The following is a 13,989-nucleotide window of genomic DNA, read 5'->3' as shown; positions in this document are numbered from 1 at the left end:
CGATAGCTGCGGTGTGCGCCGATTGTAATTAAGATGACGCTACGTTTCTTCCAGCCAAGGTGCCAACCGTGAGTGTGAACAACCCTCTTCTGCAGCCCTACGACCTGCCGCCGTTTTCGGCGATCCGCGCCGAGCATGTACAGCCGGCCATCGAACAGATCCTGGCTGACAACCGCGCTGCCATCGCTGAAATCCTCAAGAACCAGGGCGCGCAGCCGACCTGGGCCGGCCTGGTATTGGCCATGGACGAATTCAACGACCGCCTGGGCGCGGCCTGGAGTCCGGTCAGCCACCTCAACGCCGTGTGCAACAGCGCCGAACTGCGCGAGGCCTATGAGTCCTGCCTGCCGGCCCTGAGCGCCTATTCCACCGAGCTGGGGCAGAACCGTGAACTGTTCCAGGCCTTCGAAGCCCTGGCCAGCAGCCCGCAAGCCGCCGGTTTCGACGTGGCGCAAAAAACCATCCTGGAACACTCCCTGCGTGACTTCCGCCTGTCGGGTATCGACCTGCCGCCGGAGCAGCAGAAGCGTTACGCCGAAGTGCAGAGCAAGCTTTCCGAGCTGGGCAGCCGCTTCTCCAACCAGCTGCTCGACGCCACCCAGGCCTGGACCAAACACGTCACCGACGAAGCGGCCCTGGCCGGCCTGACCGCCTCGGCCAAGGCGCAGATGGCTGCCGCGGCCCAGGCCAAGGACCTGCAAGGCTGGCTGATCACCCTGGAATTCCCCAGCTACTACGCGGTAATGACCTACGCCGAAGACCGCGCGTTGCGCGAAGAAGTCTACGCCGCCTACTGCACCCGCGCCTCGGACCAGGGCCCGATCGCCGGCCAGAACGACAACGGCCCGGTCATGCAGGAAATCCTCGACCTGCGCCAGGAACTGGCCCAGCTGCTGGGCTACGCCAACTTCGCCGAGCTGAGCCTGGCCACCAAGATGGCCGAGTCCAGCGACCAGGTGCTGAGTTTCCTGCGTGACTTGGCCAAGCGCAGCAAGCCGTTCGCCGCCCAGGACCTGCAACAGCTCAAGGCTTACGCCGCCGAACAGGGCTGCGCGGACCTGCAAAGCTGGGACAGCGGTTTCTACGGCGAGAAGCTGCGCGAACAGCGCTACAGCGTGGCCCAGGAAACCCTGCGCGCCTACTTCCCGATCGACAAGGTTCTCGGCGGCCTGTTCGCCATCGTCCAGCGCCTGTACGGCATCGAGATCGCCGAGCTCAAAGGCTTCGACAGCTGGCACCCGGACGTGCGCCTGTTCGAAATCAAGGAAAACGGCCAGCACGTCGGCCGCTTCTTCTTCGACCTGTATGCCCGCGCCAACAAGCGTGGCGGTGCCTGGATGGACGGCGCCCGCGACCGTCGCCGCACCATTGAGGGTGTGCTGCAAAGCCCGGTGGCCAACCTGGTGTGCAACTTCACCCCGGCCGACAGCGGCAAGCCTGCGCTGCTGACCCACGATGAAGTCACCACCTTGTTCCACGAGTTCGGCCATGGCCTGCACCACCTGCTGACCCGCGTCGAGCATGCCGGCGTATCCGGCATCAACGGCGTGGCCTGGGACGCGGTGGAGCTGCCGAGCCAGTTCATGGAGAACTGGTGCTGGGAACCGGAAGGCCTGGCGCTGATCTCCGGTCACTACGAAACCGGCGAGCCGCTGCCCCAGGACCTGCTGGAAAAAATGCTCGCGGCGAAGAACTTCCAGTCCGGCCTGATGATGGTGCGCCAGCTGGAATTCTCGCTGTTCGACTTCGAACTGCATGCCACCCACGGCGACGGCCGCTCCGTGCTGCAAGTGCTCGAAGGCGTGCGCGACGAGGTCTCGGTGATGCGTCCGCCGGCCTACAACCGCTTCCCCAACAGCTTCGCGCACATCTTCGCCGGCGGTTATGCGGCCGGTTACTACAGCTACAAGTGGGCCGAAGTGCTGTCGGCCGATGCTTTCTCGAAGTTCGAGGAAGAAGGCGTGCTGAATGCCGCGACCGGTCGCGCATTCCGCGAAGCGATCCTGGCCCGTGGCGGTTCCCAGGAGCCGATGGTGCTGTTCGTCGACTTCCGCGGACGTGCGCCGTCGATTGACGCACTCTTGCGCCACAGCGGCCTGACCGAGGACGCTGCGGCATGAGCGAGGCGCCCGTGAAGACGAAAAAACGCTTTATCGCCGGGGCGGTTTGCCCGGCGTGCAGCGAGCAGGACAAATTGATGATGTGGAGCGAAAACGACGTTCCCCATCGCGAATGTGTGGCCTGCGGTTATTCCGACACTCTCAATGAACAGGGCCTGTCGGTGCCCAAGGAACTGGGCACGCGGGTTAATACCACGGCCCTGAAGGTGCCGGATGCCAAGGTCCAGTCGGTGCAGTTTTTCCCCAACCCCAAGTTGAAGAAAAAGACCGACGAGCCCAAGTAACTGCCAATCCCCTGTAGGAGCGCAGCTTGCGCGCGATAGCGGTGTATCAGATACACCGCGGTGCTTTGATCGCCAGCAAGCTTGGCTCCTACCGGGATGCGGTCGAAGCTCAATGCTGCAACCCCACGCAGCCGCTCAATTCGCCGGCTTGCTGGCGCTCACCGTCTCCAGCCAGCTTTTCACCGAACAGGTGGCAAACACGCTGGTGCTGCAATCGCCATTGGCCAGGGCGGTGCGCAACTTGTCGACATCGGCCTGCATCATGTAGCGAATGCCGTCCTTGAAGTGGGAACTGTCGCCAAACCCGCCTCCGGTCATCTCGTTCAGCGCCTCCTCCTTGCTCCAGCCTTGAACCACCACCCGGTACATCGCCGACATCAGCCCGGTGCGGTCCGAACCGTGCTTGCAGTGCATCAGCACCGGCCCGTCGCTTTCGGCCGACTGGATCGCGCGCAAGGCCGCCAGCACATCGGCGTCGTCCACGTGGTTGGTGTGGTAAGGCAATTGCACCTGCTTGATCCCCGGGGCCTGCAGCCAGCTGGCGTCGGATTCCGGCAGGAAGTTGATCACCGTGCCGACCTTGAGCGTTTCCAGCAAAGGCACGGCGCCGCTGTCCGGCAAGGCGCTGCGGTAGAGCGTCGGCGATATCCGGTACAGGTTGTAATGCGCCGCCACGGGTTGGGCCCATTGGGCCGGACGGGTCGTGCCGGTGTCGGCGGCCTGCGCCAGGGGCCAGGCAAAAAGCGCCAGCAAGGACAGGCAGAAGGTGCGAAAAGTGAGCATGCGCAAGGTCACGGCCGGAAAAGGATGGAGCCTAGCTTCTGCCCGGGCCGGTCAACGCCCTGTGAGGGAGTCGTCAAAGAAACGTGAAGCCGTGTCAGAGAGTTTTGCGCGGCAATCGCGACTTTTTTCCCAAACAAACGATTTATTCGAATGCTTAGCCTGCTACCATTTGTAACCAAATTTTGCTGAACTGTGCTTTTTCCGGCGTCGGAATCGACCCCCAGCGCCGCCAGAACGACAAGCCACGCCATGACGCGGCTGCCCAACCCGTGAATGCCTAGTGTGAGGTGCACCCCCATGTCTGATCACGATCAAGACAACCCGCGGCGTGAGTTTCTACGCAAATCCCTGACCTTGATCCCGGTGGTCACGGTCGCCAGTACTGGTCTCGGCAGCTCGATGCTGATGGCTGCCCCCGAAGCGCCCAAGCCGGTGGAGCCTGCGCGAACCCCGGCCAGCTCCGAGGCTTACCAGCCGACCTATTTCACCGCCGAAGAGTGGGCCTTTATCCAGGCCGCGGTCGAGCGCCTCATCCCGGCCGACGAACAAGGCCCCGGCGCCCTGGAAGCCGGCGTGCCGGAATACATCGACCGGCAGATGAACACCCCCTACGCCGCGGGCGCCCTGTGGTACATGCAAGGCCCGTTCAACGCCGACGCCGCGCCGGAGATGGGCTGGCAGAGCAAGCTGGTGCCCAAGGAGATCTATCGCCTGGGCATTGCCGCGACGGATGCATGGTCGAAAGCCTTCAACGGTAAAACATTTGCCGCGCAAGACAGCGCTACCCGAGACGATTTGCTCAAGCAGCTTGAAGCGGGAAAACCGCAGTTCGACAGCGTTCCGCCGAAGATTTTCTTCAACCTTTTGCTGCAAAACACCAAGGAAGGGTTCTTCTGCGACCCGATCCATGGCGGCAATAAAGGCATGGTCGGCTGGACATTGATCGGCTTCCCCGGCGCGCGCGCCGATTTCATGGACTGGGTGGAACGCAACGAGCAATACCCGTTCCCGGCAGTGTCGATTCGCGGTGAGAGGGCTTGAGCATGGCAACGGTAATGAAGAAGGTCGACGCGGTAATCGTCGGGTTTGGCTGGACCGGCGCGATCATGGCCAAGGAGCTGACCGAGGCCGGGCTCAACGTGCTGGCGCTGGAGCGCGGGCCGATGCAGGACACCTACCCGGACGGCAACTACCCGCAGGTGATCGATGAACTCACCTATAGCGTGCGCAAGAAACTCTTCCAGGACGTTTCCCGGGAAACGGTGACCATTCGCCACAGCATCAACGACGTGGCCCTGCCGAACCGCCAACTGGGCGCGTTCCTGCCGGGCAATGGCGTCGGCGGCGCCGGCCTGCACTGGTCCGGCGTGCATTTTCGCGCCGACCCGATCGAGCTGCGCATGCGCAGCCACTACGAAGAGCGCTACGGCAAGAACTTCATCCCCAAGGACATGACCATCCAGGACTTCGGCGTCACCTACGAAGAGCTGGAGCCGTTCTTCGACTACGCGGAAAAAGTCTTCGGCACTTCGGGCCAGGCCTGGACTGTGAACGGCCAGCTGGTCGGTCAAGGCAAGGGCGGCAACCCTTACGCGCCGGACCGTTCGGACCATTTCCCGCTGGAGTCGCAGAAGAATACCTACTCCGCCCAGCTGTTCCAGAAAGCCGCCGGCGAAGTTGGCTACAAGCCGTACAACCTGCCGTCGGCCAATACATCGGGGCCGTACACCAACCCTTACGGCGCGCAGATGGGGCCGTGCAACTTCTGCGGGTTCTGCAGCGGCTACGTCTGCTACATGTACTCCAAGGCTTCGCCGAACGTGAATATTCTGCCGGCCCTCAAGCCGCTGCCGAATTTCGAGCTGCGCCCCAACTCCCACGTGCTCAAGGTCAACCTCGACAGCACCAAGAGCCGTGCGACCGGCGTCACCTACGTCGACGGCCAGGGCCGGGAGATCGAGCAGCCGGCGGACCTGGTGATTCTCGGCGCCTTCCAGTTCCATAACGTGCGCCTGATGCTGCTGTCCGGCATCGGCAAGCCGTACGACCCGATCACCGGCGAAGGCGTGGTGGGTAAGAACTTCGCCTACCAGAACATGGCCACCATCAAGGCCTACTTCGACAAGGACGTGCACACCAACAACTTCATCGGCGCCGGCGGCAACGGTGTGGCGGTGGACGACTTCAACGCCGACAACTTCGACCACGGCCCCCACGGCTTCGTCGGCGGCTCGCCGTTCTGGGTCAACCAGGCCGGCAGCCGGCCGATCGCCGGCACCTCCAACCCGCCGGGCACCCCGGCCTGGGGCAGCGCCTGGAAGAAGGCCACCGCCGACTATTACACCCACCAGGTGTCGATGGACGCCCACGGCGCCCACCAGTCCTACCGCGGCAATTACCTCGACCTCGACCCGGTGTACCGCGACGCCTACGGCCTGCCGCTGCTGCGCATGACCTTCGACTGGCAGGAAAACGACATCAAGATGAACCGCTTCATGGTCGAGAAGATGGGCAAGATCGCCGAAGCGATGAACCCCAAGGCCATCGCCGTGCTGGGCAAAAAGGTCGGCGACCATTTCAACACCGCGTCCTACCAGACCACCCACCTCAACGGTGGCGCGATCATGGGCACCGACCCGAAAACCAGTGCCCTGAACCGTTACCTGCAGAGCTGGGACGTGCACAACGTGTTCGTCCCGGGCGCTTCGGCCTTCCCCCAGGGCCTGGGCTACAACCCGACCGGCCTGGTGGCCGCGTTGACCTACTGGTCGGCCCGCGCGATCCGCGAGCAGTACCTGAAGAACCCCGGCCCGCTGGTCCAGGCATAAGGAGCGATGACCATGAAAACCCTCGTTATCGCGACCCTGGCGCTGCTCGGCAGCGCTTCCCTGTGCGCCGCCGAAGCCGACCGGCAAGCCCTGATCAAGCAAGGCGAATACCTGGCCCGCGCCGGTGACTGCGTGGCCTGCCATACCGCCAAGGACGGCAAGCCGTTCGCCGGCGGGCTGCCGATGGAAACCCCGATCGGCACGATCTATTCGACCAACATCACCCCGGACAAGACCGGCATCGGCGAGTACAGCTTCGACGACTTCGACAAGGCCGTGCGCCATGGCGTGGCCAAGAACGGCAGCACCCTGTACCCGGCCATGCCCTACCCGTCCTATGCGCGGGTCAGCGACGCCGACATGCAGGCGCTGTATGCCTACTTCATGCAAGGCGTGGCGCCGGTGGCCCAGGACAATCGCGACAGCGACATCCCCTGGCCGCTGAGCATGCGCTGGCCGCTGGCGGGCTGGCGCTGGATGTTCGCGCCGAGCGTGGCGGCCCTGCAAAGCGGCGGCCAGGCCAAGGCGGGCGAAGACCCGGTGGTCAGCCGTGGGGCTTATCTGGTGGAAGGCCTCGGCCACTGCGGCGCCTGCCACACGCCGCGCGCCCTGACCATGCAGGAGAAAGCCCTGAGCGCAACTGAAGGCAGCAGCTTCCTGGCCGGCAGCGCGCCGCTCGAAGGCTGGATCGCCAAGAGCCTGCGCGGCGACCACAAGGACGGCCTCGGCAGCTGGAGCGAAGAGCAACTGGTGCAGTTCCTCAAGACCGGCCGCAGCGACCGCGGCGCGGTGTTCGGTGGCATGAGCGACGTGGTGGTGCACAGCATGCAATACATGTCCGCGGACGACCTGACGGCCATCGCGCGCTACCTGAAGTCGCTGCCGGCGGTGGACGCCGACGACCAGCCGCACCAGTACGACAAGGCGGTGGCCGAGGCGTTGTGGAAGGGCGACGACAGCAAGCCGGGCGCCGCCGTGTACATCGACAACTGCGCGGCGTGCCACCGTACCGACGGCCATGGCTATACCCGGGTGTTCCCGGCGCTGGCGGGCAACCCGGTGCTGCAAAGCGCCGATGCCACGTCGTTGATCCATATCGTGCTCAAGGGCGGCACCCTGCCGGCGACCCACACCGCGCCGTCGACCTTCACCATGCCGGCCTTCGCCTGGCGCCTGTCGGACCAGGAGGTGGCCGATGTGGTCAACTTCATCCGCACCAGCTGGGGCAACCAGGGCTCGGAGGTGAAAGCCGCGGACGTGGCGGGCCTGCGCAAGGGCGACCTGCAGAGCACCTCGAACGACGACCTGGGGCAGGTGACGAAGCACAGCGGTGGCTGATATGCCGCTATCGCGGGCAAGCCTCGCTCCTACGGCGTTATAGGAGCGAGCGGCGACGATCCGACTTGCCCGCGATCTTCGTAGGAGCGAGGCTTGCCCGCGATACGCGCCGCCAGGCGCGTTTTCAGGTACGTTTTCAGCCCAGCGGCGCTAGGCAGATTCCCCACGCTCCATTACTGTATATAAACACAGTAATGGAGCGCCTCCCATGTTCAGCACCCTGCCCCCACGCGGCCGTGGCACCGCGACCAACCCGCACAACCGTTTTGCGCCGCAGCGCTCGGTGGCCTTCGACGACGGCTGGTACCAGGAAGCCCCGCTGACCCAGGGCACCGAGGTGCGTCTTGAGACGGCGAAATCCATCATCACCCGCAACAGCTCGCCGGACCTGCCCTTCGACCGTTCCATCAACCCGTATCGCGGTTGCGAGCACGGCTGCATCTATTGTTATGCGCGGCCCAGCCACGCCTATTGGGACCTGTCGCCGGGGCTGGACTTCGAGACCAAGCTGATCGCCAAGACCAATGCCGCGTCGATGCTCGAACAGCAGCTGTCCAAGCCCGGCTATAAATGCGCGCCGATCAACTTGGGCTCCAATACCGACCCCTACCAGCCCATCGAGCGCGAGCACCGGCTGACCCGCCAGACCCTGGAGGTGCTGCTGCGCTACCGGCATCCGGTGACGATCGTCACCAAGGGCTCGCTGATCCTGCGCGACCTCGACCTGCTGGTCGAACTGGCCGAGCAGCGGCTGGTGGCGGTGATGATCAGCCAGACCACCCTGGACGACGAGCTCAAGCGCATCCTCGAGCCCCGGGCGGCGGCGCCCAAGGCGCGGTTGCGGGCGATCCGGGTGATGCGCGAGGCGGGGATTCCCGTGGGGGTGCTGTGTTCGCCGATGATCCCGATGATCAACGACAGCGAACTCGAAAGCCTGCTGGCCGAGGCCCATGCCGCGGGGGCGCAAAGCGCGGCCTACATGATGCTGCGCCTGCCCCTGGAAGTGGCGCCGTTGTTCGAGGAGTGGCTCAACGCCCACTATCCGCAGCGGGCGGCCCATGTCCTGAGCCTGATCCGCCAGTGTCGCGGCGGTGAACTGTACGACAGCCGTTTTGGTGCGCGGATGCGCGGCGAAGGCCCGTTCGCGGCCCTGCTGGCGCAGCGTTTCGCCAAGGCCAGCAAACGCCTGGGGCTTGATCGGCGCGAAGGCTATAACCTCGACTGCGCGGCCTTCTGTCCGCCGGGCGGGCAGATGTCGTTGCTGTAGGGCGTATTGGCCTATGGTGGAGTAGAGCCGTGGCGCTTTCCCCGATACGCTGGTCACCTTTTGGCATCGCCAATAGTGGCGTTTTAGAGCGCTCCGTTCAGTTTGAGTTAAGTTTGGAAAGCTACCTTGTTCACCAAGTGACCGATGGGTCGCTTTCGGCGGTCTGGTTGTTTTTTAATCAATCGCTGGCGTCGTGCCGGATAAAACTGGAAAATTCACCTAAGGGCCTGAGCGAAAAGTCGGCACCGAGTGCAGCTGCTTTTCGACAGGAACTGATCCGTCAAAAAGAGGATGAATCATGAGTGACAAGGATAAACAGCCGTTGGCTGCGTCGGCTTCAGCGCCCACAGAGGTCGCCGAAAGCGCCGATGCAGCGTTGCAGACCATAGTTGACGGCTTTTTGCATTTTCATCACGAAGTCTTCCCGCAGCAGGAAGAACTGTTCAAGAAACTCGCCACGGCCCAGCGGCCGCGCGCGATGTTCATTGCCTGCGCAGATTCGCGCATCGTCCCCGAACTGATTACCCAAAGCGCCCCCGGCGACCTGTTCGTGACCCGCAACGTGGGTAACGTGGTTCCGCCTTACGGGCAGATGAACGGTGGTGTGTCCACGGCCATCGAATACGCGGTCATGGCCCTGGGCGTGCACCACATCATTATTTGCGGCCATTCCGACTGCGGCGCCATGCGCGCGGTGCTCAACCCGCAGAGCCTGGAAAAGATGCCGACGGTCAAGGCCTGGCTGCGCCACGCCGAAGTGGCCAAGACCATGGTCCACGAGAACTGCGATTGCGCCGACGAGAACGCCAGCATGCATGTGCTGACCGAAGAAAACGTCATCGCCCAGTTGCAGCATTTGCGCACCCACCCGTCGGTGGCCTCGCGCATCGCCAATGGCCAGTTGTTCATCCATGGCTGGGTGTACAACATCGAGACCAGCGAAATCAAAGCCTACGACGCGGATCAAGGGTGTTTCCTGCCGTTGGACGGACGCCATCCGATCCCTGTTGCGACGCCTAAAGCGCGCTTCTAAATCCTCCTAAAACCCAGTGGGGTTCAGCCATGACTGCCATCAGCGCGGTCAGGCTTTGCCACGCCTGAAGAAAGCTTCGGGAGAATCATCATGCGTGCTGCACAACTAAAAACTGTTTTGCCACGGGAGCTGCTCGCTTCCGTGGTGGTGTTCCTGGTGGCCCTGCCCTTGTGCATGGGGATCGCCATTGCCTCTGGCATGCCGCCGGCCAAGGGGCTGATCACCGGGATCATCGGTGGCCTGGTGGTGGGCTGGCTGGCCGGCTCGCCCTTGCAGGTCAGCGGTCCGGCCGCGGGGTTGGCGGTGCTGGTATTCGAGCTGGTGCGCCAGCACGGTATCGCCATGCTCGGGCCGATCCTGCTGCTGGCGGGCTTCCTGCAACTGGTGGCCGGGCGTTTGCGCCTGGGCTGCTGGTTCCGGGTCACGGCACCGGCGGTGGTCTACGGCATGCTCGCCGGCATCGGGGTGTTGATCGTGCTCTCCCAGGTGCACGTCATGCTCGACGCAAAACCCCAGGCTTCCGGGCTGGATAACCTTGCGGGCTTCCCCGAGGCGGTGGCGCAGGCCCTGCCGAGCCTGGGCGGCGGCTTTGGCTGGCAGGCCGGCTTGCTTGGCCTGTCGACCATGGCCGTGATGTTCCTGTGGGAAAAACTGCGCCCGCATTCACTGCGCTTTATTCCCGGGGCCTTGTTGGGCGTCGGCCTGGCGACCTTCGCCAGCCTGGTGCTGGCGTTGCAGGTCAAGCGAGTCGAAGTGCCGGCAAACCTCGCCGAGGCGATCGACTGGTTGCGCCCGGCCGACCTGCTCAACCTGGCGGACCCGACGCTGCTGATCGCGGCCTTTGCCGTGGCCTTTATCGCCAGTGCGGAAACCTTGCTGTCCGCCGCCGCGGTGGATCGCATGCACAGCGGGACGCGTTCGGATTTCGACCGTGAACTGTCGGCGCAGGGTATCGGCAACATGCTTTGCGGGCTGCTCGGCGCGTTGCCGATGACCGGGGTGATCGTGCGTAGTTCGGCCAACGTCCAGGCGGGCGCGACCACGCGGCTGTCGGCGATCTTCCACGGCCTGTGGCTGCTGGCGTTCGTGCTGTTGCTGTCCAGCGTGCTGCAAAGCATTCCGGTGGCCAGCCTGGCGGGCGTGCTGGTGTATACCGGCTTCAAGCTGGTGGACCTTAAGTCGTTCCGCAAGCTGCGCCGCTATGGGCCGATGCCGATGCTGACCTACGGCGTGACCGCGCTGGCGATTGTCTTCACCGACCTGCTGACCGGCGTGTTGATCGGTTTTGGCCTGACCCTGGTGAAGCTGGCCTGGGGGGCTTCGCGGCTGAAGATCAGCCTGGTCGACCTGCCGGCCGAAGGCGAAATGGAGTTGCGCCTGGTGGGCGCCGCGACGTTCCTCAAGGTGCCGGCCCTGACCCAGGCACTGGGCAACATTGCGCCAGGCACCACGGTGCATGTGCCGCTCAACAACCTGGGCTACATCGACCATGCCTGCCTGGAACTGCTCGAAGAATGGGGACGGGCCAATGCGGCCAAGGGCTCGAAGCTGGTGATCGAGTCCCGCGGGTTGAAGCGCCGCCTGGAGGGGCGTTTGCACACCAATGTGGGCGTAAGCCCGGCCTCGAAGCTGCAAGCCCGCGCCTGAATCCACCCTGCCCCCTTTCGCGGGCAAGCCTCGCTCCTACGGCCGGACTTGCTTCCGTAGGAGCACAGCTTGCGTGCGAAAAATGCGCCGCGGTCTATCTGGGGGACCGCGTTGGGCCCTTCGCGGGCAAGCCTCGCTCCTACGGCCGGACTTGCTTCCGTAGGAGCACAGCTTGCGTGCGAAGAACGCGCCGCGGTCTGTCTGGCGAACCGCGTTGGGCCCTTCGCGGGCAAGCCTCGCTCCTACGGCCGACCCCGCTTCCGTAGGAGCACAGCTTGCGTGCGAAGAACGCGCCGCGGTCTGTCTGGTGGACCGCGTTGGGCCCTTCGCGGGCAAGCCTCGCTCCTACGGCCGACCCCGCTTCCGTAGGAGCACAGCTTGCGTGCGAAGAATGCGCCGCGGTCTGTCTGGGGGACCGCGTTGGGTTTTTCGCGGGCAAGCCTCGCTCCTACGGCTTTGTGGGTCAGGCGGCGGGTTGGTCGAGTTCCAGTTCCACGCCCAGCTGGCGCGACAGGCAGGGCCAGCGTTTCCAGGCGGCGTCGGTGTCGGGGCTGTTGAGTTTTTCCCGGTAGGCCTCGACCGATTCCAGGGCGAAGCTCTCTCCGTCGAGCATGGTGTCGACCGCGTGGTGCACCGCTTCGTCCAGCTGGTTGGCGAAGGTCTCGCCGATCAACTGGTGGGCGATCAGGTTGGCGACCGTGGTGTCCAGCGGGATCAGCGGCTGGCCGAAATGGGTGATGTACAGGTCGTTGACCTCTTCCACCAGGCGATGGGCCAGGTAGGCCTCGTCCAGCAGGCTGTCCAGGCCTTCGTGGCCGGCCATGATGGCGGGCGGCTGGAGGAAGAACTGTTCGGCGATCTTCAGCACCGGCTTGACCTGCGATTCGATGCCGGCTTCGCGCGCGACTTCGTTGGCGGCGTCCAGCAGCTCTGGAACCTGGTCGATATAAGCGGCGACAAAACGGGTCATCACGCCCTGGGCATCCACTTCCGGCAGATGGATGGAGGGGTGCAGGTGGGGCAATTGGACTTCCAGCTGGCGGCGCAACTGGCCGGTGTCGGACTCGTGTTGATGGGCTCGTTGGATCTGCTCGCGCAATGCGGCGGTGTTCATGAATACTCCAGGAAACAAGGGCAATTAATTAGGGAAGACATAAGTTAGCCTGCTCACGAAAGCGCTTAAGACCTATTTCTCATAATTATTTCATGGTTAGTCGCCTGGGTTATATCGCTTCGCCACCATTCGTCGCCCATCCCTTTCCAACCGTGGCCTATAAGCCGGGGGCCAACTGTCTCAGCTGATTTACGGCAGCGCGTTGCGAGGTCGAAGTCGCTGTCTATACTCGGGTCTGTATGAAGTTAGCTGATGACGCCCGACTGCAGTCTGCAGCAAGGCTCGGCGGTTTAAGTTCGTAGTCTAGGCAGCCGCTCCCTTGGCCGCAGGCGAAAGCCGGCGGGATAACAAGAACGATAAGGGGAACCCGCAATGATGCGACATCCACCAGTCTGGATGGGCCTCCTGTTGTGGTCAGTATTCAGCCAGGCGCACGGCGCCTGGACCGTGAATATGGCGCCTGGAGCGACTGACATAAGTCACGCGGTATTCGACCTGCACATGACCATCTTCTGGATCTGTGTGGTGATCGGCGTCATCGTCTTCGGCGCCATGTTCTGGTCGATGATCCTGCACCGCCGCTCCACCGGCCAGGTGGCCGCGCGGTTCCATGAAAGCACGACGGTGGAAATCCTCTGGACGGTGGTGCCGCTGCTGATCCTGGTGGCCATGGCCGTTCCTGCCACCGCGACCCTGATCAAGATGTACGACGCCAGCGAACCGGACGTGGACATCCAGATCACCGGCTATCAGTGGAAGTGGCACTACAAGTACCTGGGCCAGGACGTCGAGTTCTTCAGCAACATGGCCACTCCCGCCGAACAGATTCATAACCAGAGCGCCAAGGGCGAACATTACCTGCTGGAAGTCGATCAGCCGCTGGTGCTGCCGATCGGCGCCAAGGTGCGCTTTCTGGTGACTTCCGCCGACGTCATCCATTCCTGGTGGGTCCCGGCCTTCGCGGTCAAGCGCGACGCGATCCCCGGTTTCGTCAACGAAGCCTGGACCCGCGTCGACAAGCCCGGCCTGTATCGCGGCCAGTGCGCCGAACTGTGCGGCAAGGACCACGGCTTCATGCCGATCGTGGTCGACGTCAAGACCCAGGCCGACTACGACACCTGGCTGGGCGAGCGTAAGGCCGAAGCCCTCAAGCTCAAGGAGCTGACCAGCAAGGAATGGACCCTCGAAGAGCTGGTGGCCCGTGGCGACAAGGTCTACCACACCGCCTGCGTGTCCTGTCACCAGGCCGAAGGCCAGGGCCTGCCGCCGATGTTCCCGGCGCTCAAGGGCTCGAAGATCGCCACCGGGCCGGTGGCGGACCACCTGAACATCGTCTTCCACGGCAAGCCCGGCACCGCCATGGCGGCCTTTGGCAAGCAGTTGTCGGAAGTCGACCTGGCGGCGGTGGTTACCTACGAACGCAACGCCTGGGGCAACAACAAGGGCGACATGGTGACGCCCAAGGAAGTCCTGGCTCTGAAACAGGCGGAAAGCAAATGAGCCGGCCTGTCGCGTGTTTTCGAAACCGGTCGGGGGCCAGTCGCCTCGCCCGCCCAGCCCGTCGTTCAACCCACA

12 protein-coding genes are annotated in these 13,989 nt (G+C 63.8%); 10 read left to right on the top strand and 2 right to left on the bottom strand.

Annotation, left to right across the window (positions count from 1 at the left end):
* The first annotated feature begins 68 nt into the window (after nt 1-68).
* Nucleotides 69-2,120, top strand: a complete 2,052-nt coding sequence (prlC, locus tag BLV20_RS03735) for an oligopeptidase A (RefSeq protein WP_092297212.1) — start codon at nt 69-71, stop codon at nt 2,118-2,120.
* A complete protein-coding gene (locus BLV20_RS03730; protein WP_092297209.1) occupies nt 2,117-2,404 on the top strand; it encodes a YheV family putative zinc ribbon protein in 288 nt (95 codons plus the stop codon). The genes prlC and BLV20_RS03730 overlap by 4 nt, the downstream gene beginning before the upstream one ends.
* Before the next feature lie 135 nt (nt 2,405-2,539).
* On the opposite strand, the gene BLV20_RS03725 is transcribed toward BLV20_RS03730, so the two are convergent.
* On the bottom strand, nt 2,540-3,187 hold the full coding sequence (locus BLV20_RS03725; RefSeq protein ID WP_092298461.1) for a phosphatase domain-containing protein: 648 nt from the start codon (nt 3,185-3,187) through the stop codon (nt 2,540-2,542).
* Between the two features lie 297 nt (nt 3,188-3,484).
* Between BLV20_RS03725 and BLV20_RS03715 the strand changes: the two genes are divergently transcribed.
* The 7 genes from BLV20_RS03715 to BLV20_RS03690 all read left to right on the top strand — a co-directional run bounded on the left by BLV20_RS03715 (nt 3,485) and on the right by BLV20_RS03690 (nt 11,300).
* A complete protein-coding gene (locus tag BLV20_RS03715) occupies nt 3,485-4,228 on the top strand; it encodes a gluconate 2-dehydrogenase subunit 3 family protein (RefSeq protein ID WP_092297203.1) in 744 nt (247 codons plus the stop codon).
* A 2-nt stretch (nt 4,229-4,230) separates the two neighbouring features.
* A complete protein-coding gene (locus BLV20_RS03710) occupies nt 4,231-6,015 on the top strand; it encodes a GMC family oxidoreductase (RefSeq protein WP_092297200.1) in 1,785 nt (594 codons plus the stop codon).
* 12 nt (nt 6,016-6,027) lie between these two features.
* Nucleotides 6,028-7,353: a cytochrome c gene (locus tag BLV20_RS03705; protein WP_092297197.1), complete on the top strand. Its 1,326-nt coding sequence runs from the start codon at nt 6,028-6,030 to the stop codon at nt 7,351-7,353.
* 208 nt (nt 7,354-7,561) lie between these two features.
* The gene (locus tag BLV20_RS03700) at nt 7,562-8,620 is read left to right on the top strand and encodes a PA0069 family radical SAM protein (protein WP_092297194.1); all 1,059 of its coding nucleotides are present in this window, start codon (nt 7,562-7,564) and stop codon (nt 8,618-8,620) included.
* Nucleotides 8,621-8,649: 29 nt separating this feature from the next.
* Nucleotides 8,650-8,922: a hypothetical protein gene (locus BLV20_RS30840; RefSeq protein ID WP_139192677.1), complete on the top strand. Its 273-nt coding sequence runs from the start codon at nt 8,650-8,652 to the stop codon at nt 8,920-8,922.
* Nucleotides 8,919-9,653 (top strand): carbonic anhydrase, encoded by a 735-nt coding sequence (locus BLV20_RS03695; protein WP_092297191.1) that lies wholly within the window; start codon nt 8,919-8,921, stop codon nt 9,651-9,653. The genes BLV20_RS30840 and BLV20_RS03695 overlap by 4 nt, the downstream gene beginning before the upstream one ends.
* Nucleotides 9,654-9,743: 90 nt before the next feature.
* The gene (locus BLV20_RS03690) at nt 9,744-11,300 is read left to right on the top strand and encodes a SulP family inorganic anion transporter (protein ID WP_092297188.1); all 1,557 of its coding nucleotides are present in this window, start codon (nt 9,744-9,746) and stop codon (nt 11,298-11,300) included.
* 463 nt (nt 11,301-11,763) lie between these two features.
* On the opposite strand, the gene BLV20_RS03685 is transcribed toward BLV20_RS03690, so the two are convergent.
* Nucleotides 11,764-12,414 (bottom strand): hypothetical protein, encoded by a 651-nt coding sequence (locus BLV20_RS03685; RefSeq protein WP_092297185.1) that lies wholly within the window; start codon nt 12,412-12,414, stop codon nt 11,764-11,766.
* Nucleotides 12,415-12,786: 372 nt separating this feature from the next.
* Between BLV20_RS03685 and coxB the strand changes: the two genes are divergently transcribed.
* Complete coding sequence (coxB, locus tag BLV20_RS03680; protein ID WP_092297182.1) at nt 12,787-13,914, top strand: cytochrome c oxidase subunit II; 1,128 nt, start codon at nt 12,787-12,789, stop codon at nt 13,912-13,914.
* The last annotated feature ends 75 nt before the right edge of the window (nt 13,915-13,989 follow it).

This window comes from Pseudomonas sp. NFIX28 (genome assembly GCF_900107395.1).
Taxonomy (GTDB): domain Bacteria; phylum Pseudomonadota; class Gammaproteobacteria; order Pseudomonadales; family Pseudomonadaceae; genus Aquipseudomonas.
The sequence above is the reverse complement of the archived record's forward strand: the minus strand, read 5'-3'. Positions and strand labels throughout refer to the sequence as shown.

Coding starts and splice junctions, on each gene's coding strand:
- BLV20_RS03685 (WP_092297185.1), bottom strand. CDS start 12,414: ATGAACACCGCCGCATTGCGCGAGCAGATCCAACGAGCCCATCAACAC.
- BLV20_RS03710 (WP_092297200.1), top strand. CDS start 4,231: ATGGCAACGGTAATGAAGAAGGTCGACGCGGTAATCGTCGGGTTTGGC.
- coxB (WP_092297182.1), top strand. CDS start 12,787: ATGATGCGACATCCACCAGTCTGGATGGGCCTCCTGTTGTGGTCAGTA.
- BLV20_RS03715 (WP_092297203.1), top strand. CDS start 3,485: ATGTCTGATCACGATCAAGACAACCCGCGGCGTGAGTTTCTACGCAAA.
- BLV20_RS03690 (WP_092297188.1), top strand. CDS start 9,744: ATGCGTGCTGCACAACTAAAAACTGTTTTGCCACGGGAGCTGCTCGCT.
- BLV20_RS03695 (WP_092297191.1), top strand. CDS start 8,919: ATGAGTGACAAGGATAAACAGCCGTTGGCTGCGTCGGCTTCAGCGCCC.
- BLV20_RS03700 (WP_092297194.1), top strand. CDS start 7,562: ATGTTCAGCACCCTGCCCCCACGCGGCCGTGGCACCGCGACCAACCCG.
- BLV20_RS03730 (WP_092297209.1), top strand. CDS start 2,117: ATGAGCGAGGCGCCCGTGAAGACGAAAAAACGCTTTATCGCCGGGGCG.
- BLV20_RS03725 (WP_092298461.1), bottom strand. CDS start 3,187: ATGCTCACTTTTCGCACCTTCTGCCTGTCCTTGCTGGCGCTTTTTGCC.
- BLV20_RS03705 (WP_092297197.1), top strand. CDS start 6,028: ATGAAAACCCTCGTTATCGCGACCCTGGCGCTGCTCGGCAGCGCTTCC.